Source organism: Streptomyces sp. NPDC001502 (genome assembly GCF_042894785.1).
In the GTDB taxonomy this organism is placed as follows: domain Bacteria; phylum Actinomycetota; class Actinomycetes; order Streptomycetales; family Streptomycetaceae; genus Streptomyces; species Streptomyces kutzneri.
Window position 1 is genome coordinate 481,861 of the sequence record NZ_JBIAVW010000004.1, and the last position, 17,217, is coordinate 499,077.

The 17,217-nt window shown below is 71.2% G+C and carries 12 protein-coding genes; 8 read left to right on the forward strand and 4 right to left on the reverse strand.

What is annotated here, in order from left to right; all coding sequences use genetic code 11:
- Positions 1–12: 12 nt before the first annotated feature.
- Together ACFY0D_RS09410 and ACFY0D_RS09415 are read right to left on the reverse strand one after the other, a co-directional pair.
- Positions 13–1,248, reverse strand: coding sequence for a PQQ-dependent sugar dehydrogenase (locus tag ACFY0D_RS09410; protein WP_390797726.1), 1,236 nt, complete (start codon positions 1,246–1,248; stop codon positions 13–15).
- 186 nt (positions 1,249–1,434) lie between these two features.
- A complete protein-coding gene (locus ACFY0D_RS09415) occupies positions 1,435–2,442 on the reverse strand; it encodes an aldo/keto reductase (RefSeq protein ID WP_390797727.1) in 1,008 nt (335 codons plus the stop codon).
- A 73-nt stretch (positions 2,443–2,515) separates the two neighbouring features.
- Here ACFY0D_RS09415 and ACFY0D_RS09420 point away from each other — a divergent pair, with 73 nt between their 5' ends.
- The 6 genes from ACFY0D_RS09420 (at position 2,516) to serA (ending at position 12,337) form a co-directional block, all read left to right on the forward strand.
- Positions 2,516–3,463, forward strand: coding sequence for a 2-hydroxyacid dehydrogenase (locus ACFY0D_RS09420; protein ID WP_390797728.1), 948 nt, complete (start codon positions 2,516–2,518; stop codon positions 3,461–3,463).
- A gap of 282 nt (positions 3,464–3,745) precedes the next feature.
- Positions 3,746–6,652 carry an EAL domain-containing protein gene (locus tag ACFY0D_RS09425; protein WP_390797729.1) on the forward strand — a complete coding sequence of 969 codons (2,907 nt, stop codon included), beginning with the start codon at positions 3,746–3,748 and terminating at the stop codon, positions 6,650–6,652.
- A gap of 204 nt (positions 6,653–6,856) precedes the next feature.
- The gene (locus ACFY0D_RS09430; RefSeq protein ID WP_390797730.1) at positions 6,857–8,743 is read left to right on the forward strand and encodes an acetolactate synthase large subunit; all 1,887 of its coding nucleotides are present in this window, start codon (positions 6,857–6,859) and stop codon (positions 8,741–8,743) included.
- A gap of 31 nt (positions 8,744–8,774) precedes the next feature.
- Complete coding sequence (gene ilvN, locus ACFY0D_RS09435; protein ID WP_030010002.1) at positions 8,775–9,299, forward strand: acetolactate synthase small subunit; 525 nt, start codon at positions 8,775–8,777, stop codon at positions 9,297–9,299.
- Positions 9,300–9,427: 128 nt separating this feature from the next.
- Entirely contained in the window at positions 9,428–10,429 is a 1,002-nt protein-coding gene (ilvC, locus tag ACFY0D_RS09440; RefSeq protein ID WP_390797731.1) for a ketol-acid reductoisomerase, read from the forward strand.
- 318 nt (positions 10,430–10,747) lie between these two features.
- The gene (gene serA, locus ACFY0D_RS09445) at positions 10,748–12,337 is read left to right on the forward strand and encodes a phosphoglycerate dehydrogenase (protein ID WP_390797732.1); all 1,590 of its coding nucleotides are present in this window, start codon (positions 10,748–10,750) and stop codon (positions 12,335–12,337) included.
- Between the two features lie 103 nt (positions 12,338–12,440).
- Here the strand turns inward: serA and ACFY0D_RS09450 are convergent, their stop codons facing one another.
- The gene (locus ACFY0D_RS09450) at positions 12,441–13,988 is read right to left on the reverse strand and encodes an MFS transporter (protein WP_390797733.1); all 1,548 of its coding nucleotides are present in this window, start codon (positions 13,986–13,988) and stop codon (positions 12,441–12,443) included.
- A gap of 89 nt (positions 13,989–14,077) precedes the next feature.
- Between ACFY0D_RS09450 and ACFY0D_RS09455 the strand changes: the two genes are divergently transcribed.
- Positions 14,078–14,659 (forward strand): TetR/AcrR family transcriptional regulator, encoded by a 582-nt coding sequence (locus ACFY0D_RS09455; RefSeq protein WP_390797734.1) that lies wholly within the window; start codon positions 14,078–14,080, stop codon positions 14,657–14,659.
- Between the two features lie 168 nt (positions 14,660–14,827).
- On the opposite strand, the gene ACFY0D_RS09460 is transcribed toward ACFY0D_RS09455, so the two are convergent.
- Positions 14,828–16,114 (reverse strand): PucR family transcriptional regulator, encoded by a 1,287-nt coding sequence (locus ACFY0D_RS09460; RefSeq protein WP_390797735.1) that lies wholly within the window; start codon positions 16,112–16,114, stop codon positions 14,828–14,830.
- A 160-nt stretch (positions 16,115–16,274) separates the two neighbouring features.
- Here ACFY0D_RS09460 and ACFY0D_RS09465 point away from each other — a divergent pair, with 160 nt between their 5' ends.
- On the forward strand, positions 16,275–17,201 hold the full coding sequence (locus ACFY0D_RS09465; RefSeq protein ID WP_382545301.1) for a proline dehydrogenase family protein: 927 nt from the start codon (positions 16,275–16,277) through the stop codon (positions 17,199–17,201).
- Positions 17,202–17,217: the final 16 nt, after the last annotated feature.

The following is a 17,217-nucleotide window of genomic DNA, read 5'->3' on the forward strand; positions in this document are numbered from 1 at the left end:
GGGACTTGCCGGTCATCGCACCGTCAGGGTCAGGATCCTGTCGTCGCCCGCTTCCGGGGACCCGCGTCCGTCCGTCTCGCTGGTGACCAGCAGCATCCGGTCCCCGCCGAGGGGCACCACCGTCCGCAGCCGCCCGTACTCGCCCTCCAGGAAAGGCTCGGGCTCCGCCACCAGATCCGTCCCGGCCAGCGGGATCCGCCACAGCCGCTTGCCCTTCAGCCCGGCCATCCACACCGAACCCTCCGCCCATGCGATCCCGCTCGGCGAGGCCTCGTCGGTCTTCCACACGGCCACCGGATCCCGGAAGCCGGGCTTTCCCGCCTTCCCCTCGGCCTCGGGCCACCCGTAGTTGGCGCCGGGCTCGATCAGATTCAGCTCGTCCCAGGTGTTCTGGCCGAACTCGGCCGCCCACAGCCGTTTGTCCTTGTCCCAGGCGAGGCCCTGCACATTGCGGTGCCCGTAGGAGTAGACGACGGAATCCGCCTCCGGATTGCCGTGCACCGGATCCCCGTCCGGGGTCATCCGAAGGATCTTGCCGCCCAGCGACTTCTTGTCCTGCGCGAGCCCGGTGTCACCGGTCTCGCCCGTCCCGGCGTAGAGCATCTTGTCCGGGCCGAAGGCGATCCGGCCGCCATTGTGGATGAGTCCCTTGGGAATCCCCCGGAACACCGTGTCCGGAGCGCCCAGTTGCTGCCCGGCAGGTCTCTGTTCGTCGTACCGCAGCCGGGCGATGCGGTTGTCGGACTCGGTCGTGAAGTACACGTACACCAGTCGGTCCGACGCGAAGGTGGGCGACAGCGCGAGGCCCATGAGCCCGCCCTCCCCGCCCGGCGCCACCCCCGGCACCTTGCCGATCTGGGTCACCGCGCCCGAACCCGTCGCGACCCTGCTGATCGTCCCCTTGTCCCGCGAGGCCACCAGCAGGTCCCCGTCCGGCAGCGGGGCCACGCCCCACGGCGACTCCAGCCCCTTGGCCACCTCGCCGGTCACCGTCACGGCCCCTTTCGCCGGTGGGCCGGTGGCCTCCGGCGACACGGACGGTCTCCCCGAAGGCCCCGGCGACCCGGAACCCGCCGGAGCCGTGCTCGGTGGGGAGCCGCCCCGCCCCGCGCCCGGTGCGCCCTCCGGAGCACACCCCGCCGCCAGCAGAGCGCCGCAGCCGGCCAGCGCGAGCGCCGCCAGCACCCCGCGGCGCCGCCCGCCAACGCCCTCGGATCCCGCCTGCCCGGGAGAACTTCCGTATCGCATCGCCCTGCTCCCTTCCGGTCCTCCGATCGTGCCCTTCATCCCTCTCAACAGCTCCGGCACTACCCGAAGTTCCACCACTCGTACACTCGATCGAGTGGTTGTCGGCCTGCCCCGGATCGACCCCGGATCGACCCCGGATCGCAACCGGATCGACCCCGCCCCGTCCCGCCCCGCGCCGGTGCCGGATCAGTCCCAGGCTCCCACCTCGACCGGAAGGGCCGCGATCTCGGTCAGGTCCCCGGCCGAGAGCCGGACCTCCGCCGCCCGCGCGTTCTCCGCCGCCCACGGCGCCCGGTCGGCCCCCGGCACCGGCACCACCTGCGGCCCCTGCGCCAGCACCCACGCCAGGGCCACCTGTGCGACCGTGACCCCGGGGCCGTGCCGCCGGGCCACCTGCCGCAGCCCCGCCAGCAGCACCTGGTTCGACGCCATCGCCTCCGCCGTGAACCGCGGATGCCGGGCCCGCACGTCCTGCGGCTCGAACCCCTCGCCCGGCGTGAGGGTCCCCGTGAGGAACCCGCTGCCCAGCGGCATCGCCGCCAGGAACCCCACTCCGCGCGCCGCGCACCACGGCAGCAGCTGCCACGCCGCCTGCGGCGACCACACCGACAGCTCCGCCTGCACCGCGCTCACCGGGAACACCTGCTGCAGCCGCTCCAGGTGCCGCAAGGTCGTCCGGTACGCCCGGTCCCCGCTCCGCCCGGCCCCGGGACCGGCCCCGGCGCCCAGCGCGCAGTACCCGAGCGCCCGCACCTTGCCCGCGCCCACCAGCTCGGCCATGGCCCCCCAGGTCTCCTCCACGGGCACGTCCGGATCCACCCGGTGCAGCTGGTAGAGGTCTATGACATCGGTCCGCAGCCGCCGCAGCGAGGCGTCGCAGGCCCGCCGCAGGTAGCCGGGCCGCCCGTCGGCGACCACGTGCTGGTCACCCGCCCGCAGTCCCACCTTGGCCGAGACGAACGCCTCGGACCGCCGCTCCCGCAGCACCCGTCCGAGCAGCAGCTCATTGGTGAACGGCCCGTACACGTCGGCCGTGTCCAGCAGGTTCGACCCCAGGTCCAGCGCGGTGTGTACGGCGGCCAGCGACTCCTGCCCCCGCCGCCGCGAAGGCGCGTACGCCCAGCTCATCGGCATACAGCCGAGGCCGACGGCGCCCACCGTCAGCGCCCCCGCCCCGATCGACCTGCGCTCCACCCCTGCGTCCCCCTCCGGCTCCGGCCCTCAAAGTAACGGCTTGATCCGGATGCCTTGGCATAGCCTCGTGATCATGACTGCAATGACCCCGGATGTCTGGCTCCCGTTCCCCGCCGAGGAGATCGAGGGCCTCCCCGACTCCTTCCGGTACCGCCTCTGGGACGGCGAGGACGCGTTCCCGGCCGATCCGGCCGACTGCGTCTTCTACGTGACGCCCTACATGAAGTCCCCCGAGGTCATCGTGCGCCCGCTGGCGGCGATGCCCGCGGTCCAGGTCGTCCAGACCCTGACCGCCGGCATCGACGACGTGCGGGGCCGCCTCGGCGACCTGCGCCCCGGCGTACGGCTGTGCAACGCCGTCGGGGTCCACACGGCCAGCACCGCCGAACTCGCCCTCGCGCTGACCCTCGCCTCCCTGCGCGGCATCCCCGGCATGGTCCGCGGACAGGACCGCGAGGAGTGGCGTTCCGGGTTCTACGACGCCCTCGCCGACAAGTCGGTTCTGATCATCGGCTACGGATCGATCGGCTCCGCCATCGAGGACCGGCTCGTGGCCTTCGAGTGCGGCCCTGTCGCACGGGTGGCGCGTACGGCGCGGACCACCGGACGCGGGCCCGTAAACACCCTGACCGACCTGCCCGGGCTGCTGCCCCGGGCCGACGTGGTGATCCTCGTGACGCCGCTGACCGACGCCACCCGGGGGCTGGTCGGCGCCGACTTCCTCAGCCGGATGAAGGACGGCGCCCTGCTGGTGAACGTGGCGCGCGGTCCCGTCGTCGACACCAAGTCCCTGCTGGCGGAGGTGGAGTCGGGCCGGCTGCGCGCGGCACTCGACGTCACCGACCCGGAACCGCTGCCCGCGGGCCACCCGCTCTGGCATGCTCCGAATGTCCTGATCACACCTCATGTGGGCGGCAGCAGCTCGGCGTTCGAGCCGAGGGCCAAGCGCCTGCTGGCCCGCCAGCTCACCCGGTTCGCCGCCGGTGAGCCGGTGGAGCACACGGTGTTGATCACCGAGTGACGCGTGATGCATACGCTCCGCAGTCACTCGAATGCGCTGGGTGGGCACAACTCCCCGATCGGTAACGGAGAGTAGAGAGACTATGTCCCTGAGTGACGAAAGTGGTGTATCGTCCGGAAGAAGGGGCTGCGCCACGAACGTCTGGCGCTGGGGAGTGATCGGACACTTTGGGGGGCGACGGGCGATGTACGGCCAATGGACGAAGGATCCGACGCGGCACAGCCGCCGGAGGCGACGCTGCCGAGACTGGGCTGCACCGGAACCAGCCGGCGAGGGGGACCGGTGAGTACCCCGGGGGCGGCGCTCCTGAACCGGCCGTCCGTCTCGGGCGGAGGCAAGGGCCTGGCGATGCAGCTGCTCCTCGCGGTGGTCAGCGGCGGGTACGCCGTCGGCGCCGCCCTCAACTGGGGCTCGGAGGAAGTCGCCGAGATCATGGGCGACTTCGGGCTCAGCGCGGCCGGCTTACTCGCCGCGGTCTCCTGCTACTCCTACGCGAGGGCGATCGACAGCCGCGAACGCCCCGCCTGGCTGCTCTTCGCCTTCTCCTCCCTCATGGGTGCCGGCGGCAACGCGGTCTGGGGCTGGTACGAGGTGATCCTGGGCGAGGAAGTGCCGAAACCCTCACTCGCCGACTTCGCCTTCCTCTGCTTCGCCCCGCCCGCCATCGTGGGCCTGCTCGTCCTCGCCAAACGCCCGGTCACCCGCGCCGGCTGGGTGTGCCTCGGACTCGACTCCTGGCTCATCGGCGGCTCCCTGCTCACGCTCTCCTGGAGCCTGGCCCTGGCCCACGCGGCGCGGACCGCCCAGTCCGGCGCCCCCGGCAGCGTCCCGCGCGCCGCGCTCTCCCTCGCCTACCCGCTCCTGGACATCGCGCTCGTCTCGATGGTCCTGGTCCTGCACTTCCGGCGCAGCGAGACCAACCGCTCCGCCGTCAACACCGCCATCGCGGCGCTGGCGCTGACCGTGCTCAGCGACGCCCTGTTCACCTCGCCCCTGCTGAGCGCCGAGTACCAGTCCGGACAGCTGCTCGACGCCGGCTGGTTCGCGGGCTCGCTGCTCCTCGCGTACGCGCCCTGGGGCGCCCGGCGCCTCCACCCGGGCCCGGAGCCGGCCGGGCGCCCGCGCGCGGACCGGGCGCACAGCCGACCGATCACCGGCTCGCTGCCCGCCCTCACCCCGTACCTCGCGGCCGCCGTGTGCACCCTCGGCATCCTGTACAACGTCGTGGACGGCCGGAAGGTGGACCGGATGGTCGTCTTCACCGGCTGCACGGTCGTGCTCGCCCTCGTCATCCGGCAGGGCATCATGCTCCTCGACAACATCGCGCTGACCCAGGAACTGGCCCAGAAGGAGAACCACTTCCGCTCCCTGGTCCAGGGCTCCAGCGACGTCATCATGATCGCCGCTCCCACCGGAACCCTGCGCTACGTCAGCCCCGCGGCCGCCGGGGTCTACGGCCGTGAGGCGGAGGAGCTGGTCGGCACCGAGCTCGCCACCCTGATCCACCCCGACGACCTCGGCCGGGTGGTCCACGAGGTGCGCCGCTTCCTCGCCGCACCGCCGACCGAGGAGCCCACCACCCGCATCGAGTGCCGCTTCAAATCGGGCGGTGGCGAGTGGCTCAACGTGGAGTCCACCGTCAACCGCCACCAGGGCGGGCTCATCCTCAACAGCCGGGACGTCACCGAGCGGGTCCGGCTCCAGGCTCAGCTCCAGCACAGCGCCGAACACGATCCGCTGACCGACCTGCCCAACCGGGCCCTGTTCACCCGGCGTGTGCGCCAGGCCCTGACCGGCCGGCGCGCGGGCGACCACAGCACCGCCGTGCTCTTCATCGACCTCGACGGCTTCAAGGCGGTCAACGACACCATCGGCCACCAGGCCGGCGACGAACTGCTCGTCGAAGCCGCGCGCAGGCTCCAGGACTCGGTCCGGGCCGGGGACACCGCGGCCCGCCTCGGCGGCGACGAGTTCGCCGCGCTGATCGTGGGCGACGGCAACCGCGACCCCGGCGCCCGCGAGTACCAGGTGCGCGAGATCGCCGACCGGCTGCGCACCACCCTCTCCCAGCCGTACCGGATCGGCGGCAGCGAGGTCCGGGTCGCCGCGAGCATCGGGGCGGCCTTCGCCGACCCCGGCATCACCCCTTCGGACCTGATGCGCAACGCGGATCTCGCGATGTACCGGGCCAAGGCCGGCGGCAAGGACCGCGTCGAGATGTACGCCCCCCAGATGCAGGCCGAAGTCGTACGCAAGGCCGAGCTGGCCGGCCGGCTGCGGACGGCGCTGCACGAGGGCGAGTTCGCCCTGCTGCACCAGCCCGTGGTCTCGCTGGCCACCGGTGAGGTGTCGGCCGTCGCCGCGCAGGCCCGCTGGCGCTCCGCCCAGGGGATCCTCTTCACCCCGGCGGAGTTCCTCCGGGTCGCCGAGTACAGCGAGGGCGGTGCCGGTGGTGCCGGTGGTGCCGGTGGCCAGGGCGCCGCCGGGCACGACGCCTCGCGCACCGCCGAGCTGGGCCGATGGCTGCTGGAGGAGGCCGTGGAGCAGGCCGCCGACCGGCACCGGGCCGGGCACGACGTACCCGTGGCCGTGCGGATGACCGCCCAGCGGCTCCTGGACCGGTCCATGCCGCTCGGCTCCGTGGAGGCCCTGCTGACCCGGCACGGGCTGCCGTCCGGGGCCCTGGTGCTGGAGCTCGCCGTATCCGACCCCAGAGTGCCTTTCGACGACCTGGAGCGCCGCCTGACCGCCTTGCACCGGCTCGGGGTGGGTATCTCCCTGGACGGCTTCGGCAGCGGCTACGCGGCCATCAGCGCCCTGCGTCGCCTCCCCGTGGACATGCTCAAGCTGGACCGCGGCCTGGTGGAGGGAGTGGTCGAGTCCGCCCGGCTGCACAAGATCACCGCTGGTCTCTTGCGGATCGCAAACGACCTGGGCATGCGGTCGGTGGCGGACGGGGTCGACCTGCCCGAGCAGGTCCTGGCGCTGCGCGCGATGGGGTGCACGCACGGCCAGGGAATGGCCTTTTCCGGCCCGCTCGACGAGTACAGGCTGCGCCGTGCGCTGGTGCGCGGTACGTTCCCAGTACCGGGCGGAGCGGCCCAACCAGCACTGGCCGGCGGTTCCCCCGGGGGCTCGATGGCCATCCGTAGAGGCTCACATAATGAGACGCCCGTCCCACCTACTTGACATCACCCTCCCGCCGGAGGGAGGGTCAGTGCCATGCGCACCCGAATTCTCGTACTTGGAAAGCGCGTCGGCTGAAGCTGGGACCTGCATGTCCCCGCTCAACACCCCCGACGCGCTCCCCTCGCTTGCCTCCTGGCACGAGGGGTTTTTTGTTGCACTGGCACAGAGTCGAATCCGCGTAAAACCCTCAGCTTCGAGAAGAGAATGCCGATGACCGAGCAGGCCACCGGGGCCCACCATCCGCAGCCGCGGCCCCGTTCCGGCGGACAGCAGTCCGCCGCAGTTGAGCACGTCACGGGTGCGCAGTCCCTCATCCGCTCTCTCGAAGAGGTGGGGTGCGACACCGTCTTCGGTATTCCGGGCGGCGCCATCCTCCCCGCGTACGACCCGATGATGGACTCGAAGAAGGTCCGTCACATCCTGGTCCGCCACGAGCAGGGGGCCGGCCACGCCGCCACCGGCTACGCCCAGGCCACCGGCAAGGTCGGCGTCTGTATGGCCACGTCCGGCCCGGGCGCCACCAACCTCGTCACCCCGATCGCCGACGCGCACATGGACTCCGTCCCGCTTGTCGCGATCACCGGTCAGGTCTCCTCCAAGGCCATCGGCACCGACGCCTTCCAGGAGGCGGACATCGTCGGCATCACGATGCCGATCACCAAGCACAACTTCCTGGTCACCAAGGCCGAGGACATCCCGCGGACGATCGCCGAGGCCTTCCACATCGCCTCCACCGGCCGCCCCGGCCCGGTCCTGGTCGACATCGCCAAGGACGCCCTGCAGGCGAAGACCACCTTCTCGTGGCCGCCCGCCCAGGACCTCCCCGGTTACCGGCCGGTCACCAAGCCGCACGCCAAGCAGATCCGCGAGGCCGCCAAGCTCATCTGCCAGGCCAAGCGCCCGGTCCTGTACGTCGGCGGCGGCGTCATGAAGTCCGGCGCGACCGCTGAGCTGAAGGTCCTCGCCGAGCTGACCGGGGTCCCGGTCTGCACCACCCTGATGGCGCTGGGCTCCTTCCCCGACAGCCACCCGCTGCACGTCGGCATGCCGGGCATGCACGGCTCGGTCACCGGCGTCACCGCGCTGCAGAAGTCGGACCTGCTGATCGCCCTCGGCACCCGCTTCGACGACCGCGTCACCGGCAAGCTCGACAGCTTCGCCCCCTTCGCCAAGATCATCCACGCGGACATCGACCCGGCCGAGATCGGCAAGAACCGCGCGGTCGACGTCCCGATCGTCGGTGACGCCCGCGAGGTCATCGCCGACCTGATCCAGGCCGTCCAGGCCGAGCACACCGAGGGCAACGCGGGCGACTACACCGCCTGGTGGAACGACCTCAGCCGCTGGCGTGACACCTACCCGCTGGGCTACGACCTGCCCGCCGACGGCAGCCTCTCCCCGCAGCAGGTCATCGAGCGGATCGGCGCGCTCGCACCGAAGAGCACGATCTTCGCGGCCGGCGTCGGCCAGCACCAGATGTGGGCCTCGCACTTCGTCAAGTACGAGGAGCCCCGCACCTGGCTGAACTCCGGCGGCGCCGGAACCATGGGCTACGCGGTCCCGGCCGCGATGGGCGCCAAGGTCGGCATGCCCGAGCGCACGGTCTGGGCGATCGACGGCGACGGCTGCTTCCAGATGACCAATCAGGAACTGGTCACCTGCGCCCTGAACAACATCCCGATCAAGGTCGCGATCATCAACAACGGCGCGCTGGGCATGGTCCGCCAGTGGCAGACCCTGTTCTACAACCAGCGGTACTCCAACACCGTCCTGCACGCCGACGAGACCGGCCACGACACCGTCGGTTCCCAGCTCGGCGAGTCCATCGCCCCCCGCAAGGGCACCCGCGTCCCGGACTTCGTCAAGCTGTCGGAGGCCATGGGCTGCGTGGCGCTGCGCTGCGAGGACCCGGCCGACCTGGACAAGGTCATCGCCGAGGCCAACGCGATCAACGACCGTACCGTCGTGATCGACTTCATCGTCCACGAGGACGCCATGGTGTGGCCGATGGTCGCCGCCGGCACCTCCAACGACGAGGTCATGGCAGCCCGGGGCGTCCGTCCCGACTTCGGCGACAACGAAGACGACTGAGCCGAGAGAGCCGAGAGAGAGAACGCCCCACATGTCCAAGCACACGCTCTCCGTCCTGGTCGAGAACACGCCCGGCATCCTCGCCCGGATCGCCGCCCTGTTCTCCCGCCGCGGGTTCAACATCGACTCCCTCGCGGTCGGTGTCACCGAACACCCCGACATCTCCCGCATCACCATCGTCGTGAACGTCGAGGACCTCCCGCTGGAGCAGGTGACCAAGCAGCTGAACAAGCTGGTCAACGTGCTCAAGATCGTCGAGCTGGAGTCCCACAACGCCATCGAGCGTGAACTCGTCCTGGTGAAGGTCCGCGCCGACAACGAGACCCGTTCGCAGATCGTCGAGATCGTCCAGCTGTTCCGCGCCAAGACGGTCGACGTCTCCCCGGAGGCCGTCACCATCGAGGCCACCGGCGGTTCCGACAAGCTCGGCGCGATGCTCAAGATGCTGGAACCCTTCGGTATCAAGGAGCTCGTGCAGTCCGGCACGATCGCCATAGGGCGTGGCGGACGGTCCATCACGGACCGCAGTCTGCGCGCGCTCGACCGCAGCGCCTGACCCGCCCGGCGCAGCGGACACCCAAGCCGCTTCAGACACGCTCAGCTCGCATGGCGAGACCGAGAAACTCAGATTCCGTTCCCCGCCGTACGGTGGGAGCAACACCAGCGCACCAAGGAGATATCCCAGTGGCCGAGCTGTTCTACGAGAACGACGCCGACCTGTCCATCATCCAGGGCCGCAAGGTCGCGGTCATCGGTTACGGCAGCCAGGGCCACGCCCACGCGCTGTCGCTCCGTGACTCCGGCGTCGACGTCGTCGTCGGTCTGAAGGAGGGCTCGAAGTCCAAGGCCAAGGCCGAGGAGCAGGGTCTGAAGGTCGTCCCCGTGGCCGAGGCCGCCGCCTGGGCGAACGTCATCATGATCCTCACCCCGGACCCGCTGCAGGCCGAGATCTACGAGGAGTCCATCAAGGAGCACCTCCAGGAGGGCGACGCGCTCTTCTTCGGCCACGGCTTCAACGTCCGCTACGGCTTCATCAAGCCCCCGGCCAACGTGGACGTCGCCCTCGTCGCCCCCAAGGGCCCGGGCCACCTGGTCCGCCGTCAGTACGAGGAGGGCCGCGGCGTTCCGTGCATCGCCGCCGTCGAGCAGGACTCCACCGGTTCCGCCTTCGCGCTCGCGCTCTCGTACGCGGCCGGCATCGGCGGCACCCGCGCCGGCGTCATCAAGACCACCTTCACCGAGGAGACCGAGACCGACCTGTTCGGTGAGCAGGCCGTCCTCTGCGGTGGCGCCTCCGCCCTGGTCAAGGCCGGTTTCGAGACCCTGACCGAGGCCGGCTACCAGCCGGAGATCGCGTACTTCGAGTGCCTGCACGAGCTGAAGCTCATCGTGGACCTCATGTACGAGGGCGGCCTGGAGAAGATGCGCTGGTCGGTCTCCGAGACCGCCGAGTGGGGCGACTACATCACCGGCCCCCGCATCATCACCGACGCCACCAAGGCCGAGATGAAGCAGGTCCTCGCGGAGATCCAGAGCGGCGAGTTCGCCAACACCTGGATGGCCGAGTACAAGGCCGGTCTGCCGAAGTACAACGAGTACAAGAAGGCCGACGAGGAGCACCTGCTGGAGACCACCGGCAAGAAGCTGCGCAAGCTGATGAGCTGGGTCGACAGCGACGAGAGCTGATCTCGTGGCGGCGGGGCCGGGACACGTGAAGTCCCGGCCCCGCCGTGCATCCGCGCAGGACCCCGGCCGTCCGGACGGACGGGGTGCAGGGGATTTAGGGTGCCGGGGAAACGGCTCTCACGGGCGCGGCTTGTCCACCCCGGCCAACCACGGATGGGTGATCCTTCCGTACAGGCGGAAATCCGGCCCCTCAGCGCCACTACACTGCTCAACACATACGCGTCAGGCCCACAGTGTCGTGCGTCTTCCACGCGGCTACCCCCTCCACCGCCTGCGGCCGTCGGGACGGCCGTCCGCACTGGACTTGTGAGGACCCACGTGAGCTCGAAACCTGTCGTACTCATCGCCGAAGAGCTGTCGCCCGCCACCGTCGAGGCGCTGGGCCCGGACTTCGACATCCGGCACTGCAACGGCGCGGACCGCGCCGAGCTGCTGCCCGCGATCGTCGACGTCGACGCGATCCTCGTCCGCTCCGCCACCAAGGTCGACGCCGAGGCCATCGCCGTGGCCAAGAAGCTGCGGGTCGTCGCGCGCGCCGGTGTCGGTCTGGACAACGTGGACGTCTCCGCCGCCACCAAGGCCGGCGTGATGGTCGTCAACGCGCCGACCTCGAACATCGTGACCGCGGCCGAGCTCGCCTGCGGCCTCCTCGTCGCCACCGCCCGCAACATTCCGCAGGCCAACACCGCCCTGAAGAACGGCGAGTGGAAGCGGAACAAGTACACGGGTGTCGAGCTCAGCGAGAAGACCCTCGGCGTCGTCGGCCTCGGCCGCATCGGCGTTCTGGTCGCCCAGCGCATGTCGGCCTTCGGCATGAAGATCGTCGCGTACGACCCCTACGTACAGCCCGCGCGCGCCGCCCAGATGGGCGTCAAGATGCTGACGCTGGACGAGCTCCTGGAGGTCGCCGACTTCATCACCGTGCACCTGCCCAAGACCCCCGAGACCCTCGGTCTCATCGGGGACGAGGCCCTGCACAAGGTGAAGCCGTCGGTCCGCATCGTCAACGCCGCCCGTGGCGGGATCGTCGACGAGGCCGCGCTGTACACGGCCATCAAGGAGGGCCGCGTCGCCGGCGCCGGTCTCGACGTGTACGCGAAGGAGCCCTGCACGGACTCCCCGCTGTTCGAGCTCGACCAGGTCGTCTGCACCCCGCACCTCGGCGCGTCCACGGACGAGGCCCAGGAGAAGGCCGGTGTGTCGGTCGCCAAGTCGGTGCGCCTCGCGCTCGCCGGTGAGCTCGTGCCGGACGCGGTCAACGTCCAGGGCGGTGTCATCGCCGAGGACGTCCGTCCGGGCCTGCCGCTCGCCGAGAAGCTCGGCCGCATCTTCACCGCCCTCGCGGGCGAGGTCGCGGTCCGCCTCGACGTCGAGGTCTGCGGCGAGATCACCCAGCACGACGTCAAGGTGCTGGAACTCTCCGCCCTCAAGGGTGTCTTCGAGGACGTCGTCGACGAGACGGTCTCCTACGTCAACGCCCCGCTGTTCGCGCAGGAGCGCGGCGTCGAGGTCCGGCTGACCACCAGCTCGGAGTCCCCGGACCACCGCAACGTGGTGACCGTTCGCGGCACCCTGTCGGACGGCCAGGAGGTCTCGGTCTCCGGCACGCTCGCGGGCCCGAAGCACCTTCAGAAGATCGTCGGCATCGGCGAGTACGACGTGGACCTGGCGCTCGCCGACCACATGGTCGTGCTGCGCTACACCGACCGCCCCGGCGTGGTCGGCGCTGTCGGCCGCGTCCTCGGCGAGGGCGGTCTGAACATCGCGGGCATGCAGGTCGCCCGGGCCGAGGAGCACGGTGAGGCGCTCGCCGTCCTGACCGTCGACGCCCCGGTTCCGGGAGACGTCCTCGCGGACATCGCCACCGAGATCGGCGCCGTCTCGGCGCGCACGGTCAGCCTCGCCTGAGCCCGCCAGGGTGACGGCGTGAAGGAAGGGCCCGGGGGATACCCCCGGGCCCTTCCGCGTTCCGCCGACTGCGTTCCGCCGACCGCGTCCCGCGGCGGCCGGTTCAGCGGTACGTCGCCTCGTGGGCGCGGTCTTCGGTACCCGCCGCGGGCGGGGCGGGTGCTTCGATCCCGCGCATCAGAGCCGCGGCGAGCACGGCCGCCCCGAGCAGCAGCGCCGTACCGCCCCAGGCCGCGTACTGCATTCCGTGGACGAAGGCCTCCCGGGCCAGGGCCAGCACCTGCTCCCCGGCCTCCCCGCCGACGTGGTGGGCGGTGGCGGCGGCCCCGCCCAGGGTCTCCCGTACGGCGGGCTCGGAGTCCGCCAGGTCGCTGCGGTAGACCGCGGTGCCCAGGCTGCCGAGGACCGCCATGCCCAGGGCGCCGCCGAACTCCTGGCCGGTCTCCAGCAGGGAGGCGGCGGAACCGGCCTTCTCGGCGGGGGCCGAGGTCAGCGCCATGTCGGACACCAGGGACATCACGGTGACGATGCCCGAGGCCAGTACCCCGGCGCCGATCAGCAGCAGCCACAGGGAGTCGGTCCCGACCAGGCCGATCAGGGCGAACCCGGCGGCGGCGAGGACGAACCCGCCGGCGATCACGTAGGCCCGGTCCAGCTTCTGGGCCAGGGCCGCGCCGACCGGGGCCGCGGCGCCGATGACGAGCGAGGGGGCGAGGCTCCACAGGGCGGCTTCCAGGGGGCCCATGCCGAGCACGGACTGCAGGTACTGGGTGGTGAAGTAGGCCGAGCCCATCATGGCGAAGGCGGCGACGGTGTTCAGGCCGATGCCCGCGCCGAATCCGCGGCCCTGGAGGAACAGCGCCCGGCTCACCATGGCGTCGTCACGGGTGCGCCGGCGGCGGACGAAGACGTACCCGAAGGCCAGGCCGGCGGCGAGGCAGCCCAGGTAGAGGGGTTCAAAGCCCTCGGCGGCGATCTCCTTGAGGCCGTAGACGACCGGCAGCACGGCGGCCATGGACAGCGGGACGCCCAGCAGGTCGAAGCGGCCGGGGGCCGGGTCCTTGAACTCCGGGACCAGGGCCGGGACCAGGATCAGCAGGAGCAGCATCGCGGGCACGTTGATGAGGAAGACCGAACCCCAGAAGAAGTGGTTCAGCATCACTCCGCTGAGCACCGAGCCGAGGGCGATTCCGCCGGTCATGGCACCGGACCAGATGGCGATGGCCTTGCCGCGCTGCTTGGCGTCCTGGAAGAGGTTGCGGACGAGGGCCAGCGTGGAGGGCATCAGGGTGGCGCCGCCGATGCCGAGCAGGACGCGGGCCGCGATCAGCATCTCGGGGCTGGTGGCGTAGCCGGCGCCGATCGAGGCGAGGCCGAAGGCGGTCGCGCCGATCAGCAGCAGCTTGCGGCGGCCGATCCGGTCGCCGAGCGAGCCCATCGTGACGAGCAGGCCGGAGAGGGCGAAGGCGTAGCTGTCGAAGATCCAGAGCTGCTGGGTGGCGCTCGGGTCGAGCTGGTCGGTGATCGCCGGGATGGCGAAGTAGAGGACGGAGACGTCCATCGAGACCAGGAGCAGCGGCAGCAGGAGGACGGTGAAGGCGGTCCATTCGCGGCGGCCGGCGAGGCGCGCTGTGGCGGAGGGGTTCGTCATGAGCAGGAATATACATACGTCTTAAACGTTTGTCTATGACGGTTGTCTAGAACTGTTGTCTGGGACGCTTGTCTTGCTACGGTGTGGCCATGGGACATCGCGAAGATCTGCTCGAAGGCGCCAAGAAGTGCCTGGTCGAGAAGGGGTTCGTGCGCACGACCGCGCGCGACATCGTCAGCGCCTCGGGGACCAACCTGGCCTCCATCGGCTACCACTACGGCTCGAAGGACGCCCTCCTCACCCAGGCCTTCATCGGCCTGATGGAGGAGTGGGGAGCGGTGTTCCAGGACGGACTCGACGGCGAGGGCGGATCGCTGGAGCGCTTCCGCGCCCTGTGGGAAGGGGTGTTGGCGCAGCACGAGAAGTCGGGCCCGATCTGGGCGGCCAGCCTGGAGGTGGCGCTCGGCCGGGACCAGCGGCCGGAGTTGAGGTCCATGCTCGCGGCCTCGCAGGCCGAGGGGCGCCGGGGGCTGATCTCGATGCTCACCGGGACCCCGGAGGACGAGCTCGACGAGCGGGACGTACGCACGCTGGGCGGTTTCTACCAGGCGCTGCTGAACGGCCTGATGATCCAGTGGCTCTTCGATCCGGAGTCGGCCGCAACCGCCGAGGAGTTCACCGAGGGCATGCGCCGGGCCGCCGAGGCGATGACCCGCCCGCAGGAGGGTTGACCGGAGCCGGAGCCGTCGCCGGGCGCGCCCCCCGTCCCACCGCCGAACCGGCCCTGGGCGAGGGCCGGGCCCCCGGCGGCGGTACGGCCCTGCTGTTCGCCCTTCACGGCGCCCCGGCCGCGACCACCGTCGATGTGACGGCGGGTCACAGAGGCGAAGAGACAGGCCCTAGGTGAGGCGGGAGGCCTTGAGGGCCATGTGGAGCAGCAGGCGGTCCTCGCCCTCGTCCAGGTCGAGGCCGGTCAGCTGCTCCACCCGGGCCAGGCGGTAGTAGAGGGTCTGGCGGTGGATGCCCAGGGCGGCCGCCGCGCGGCCCGCCTGGCCCGCGCAGTCCAGGAAGACCTCGGCGGTGCGGGCGAGTTCGCGGTTGGCCGGGGTCAGCAGGGTGCGGGCCGCGGGGTCGTCCACCGGATCGGCGGCGAGCGTCGTCAGCAGCCGGTACGGGCCGATCCCCGACCACTGGGCGACCGGGCCGAAGCGGGGTTGGGCCGCGGCCGCCCGGGCGGCGGCGACGGCCTGCTCCCAGGCGGCGGGCAGGTCCGCGAGGCCCCGTACGGGGTCGGCGACGCCGGCGGTCACCCGGTGCGCGGTGGCCGCAGCGGTGTTCGTGGCCCCGGAGCTCCCGCCCGCGCCGCCCTTCCCGCCCGTTCCCGTCGCCTTCGCCGCGCGGGGCAGCAGCCGGGCCACCACCGCCAGGGCCGGAGCCAGCGCGTCCGTCGAGCGCAGCCGGAGCAGTACCGCCAGGGCCGGTTCGCCCGCGGGCTCCGGCCCCGCGCCCGGCACCGCTGCCGCACCGGGCCCGGCGCCGCCGCCCGGCTCGCCCCCGCCCCGCCGCGGTACGACGCACACCGCCGCCGCGCCCGGTACCGACGCCGGAGCCTCCCCGGGCCACGGCGCCACGCAGACCGCCGCGTGCAGCCCGTCCCCGCCCGGGCCGAGGGCGACCCGCAGTGCGGCCACCGCCATGTCCTGCTGCCAGCCCCGGCCGGCCGTGAGCACCGCCAGGAACTCCCGCGACAGGTCGGCCCCGGCCTTCGCCTCCTCGGCGAGCAGCACCCCGATGCGCTGGGCGACCTCCATGGCCGCGTCCAGCGCCGCCGGCCCGGGCCCGGGCTTGCCCGGCTCCTGGTCCAGCAGCCATACATAGCCCTGCACGATGCCCCGGTACCGCACTGGCAGGCAGATCCGCCCCCGGAACACCCCGGCGTCGGGCGCCGCCGGGATCCGGACCGGGCCGGTGGCGCGGGCGATGCCGAAGCCCTCGAACCAGGACCGGACCGCCGCCGTCGACTGCCGCGTCAGGATCGAGCGGGTCCGTACGGGGTCCATCGCGAGATCGTCCTCGCTGTCGTGGGCGCCGAAGGCGATCAGCCGGAAGTCCCGGTTCTCCAGCGTCGCCGGGGCGCCGAGCAGCGCGGAGATCTCGTCCACCAGGTCCTGGTAATCGCCCTTCACGCGGACATTCTCCCACCCCGGCACGGACCCTTCAGACAGATGTATGAGATCCGGGACACGGATGCGTGACAGCTGTCGATGGCAGAGGATCAAAGCGATCCTTAGGTTTCACGGTGGTTTTACTTGCGCTTTTCTTCTGCCACCCGCTGGAGGTGCCCCCGTGCTGGGTCCCGTGATCCTCGCCGCTTCGCGCAGCGACAAGATGCGTCGTATCGTCTCCGCCGCCCCGGTGACCAAGCCCGTGGTGAATCGGTTCATCCCCGGCGAGACCGTCGATCAGGTCATCCCGATCGTCGAGGAGCTCACGCGCAGCGGCCTTGAGGTCACCCTCGACGTCGTCGGCGAGGACATCACCGCGGTCGAGCAGTCCTACGCCGCCCGGGACGCCTACCTCCAGCTCATCGAGCGCCTCGCGGAGCTCGGTCTCGGCGAGAAGGCCGAGATGTCCGTCAAGCTGTCGATGTTCGGCCAGGCCCTGGAGGGCGGCCACGAGCTGGCGCTCGCCAACGTCCGCCCGGTCGTCGAGGCCGCGGCCGCCATCGGTACCACCGTGACGCTCGACGCCGAGGACCACACCACCCTCGACTCGATGTTCGCCATCCACGAGGAGCTGCGCCGGGACTTCCCGCAGACCGGCTGCGTGATCCAGGCGTACCTCTTCCGCACGGAGGCCGACGCCCGCCGCCTGGCCGCCGCCGGCAGCCGCGTCCGCATCGTGAAGGGCGCCTACAAGGAGCCCGCCGAGGTCGCGTACCTGGACAAGGCGGAGATCGACAAGGCGTACGTCCGGATCCTGAAGATCCTCATGGACGGCGAGGGCTACCCGATGATCGGGTCCCACGACCCGCGCCTCATCGCCATCGGCCAGGAGCTCGCGCGCAAGGCCGGGCGCAAGCTGGACGAGTACGAGTTCCAGATGCTGTACGGCATCCGCAGCGAGGAGCACCTGCGGCTCGCCGCCGAGGGCCACCGGATGCGCGTCTACACCGCGTACGGGACGGACTGGTACGGCTACTTCATGCGCCGCCTCGCGGAGAAGCCGGCCAACCTGCTCTTCTTCGTCCGCTCGATGATCACCAAGAACTAGGCACCCCACTAGCTCA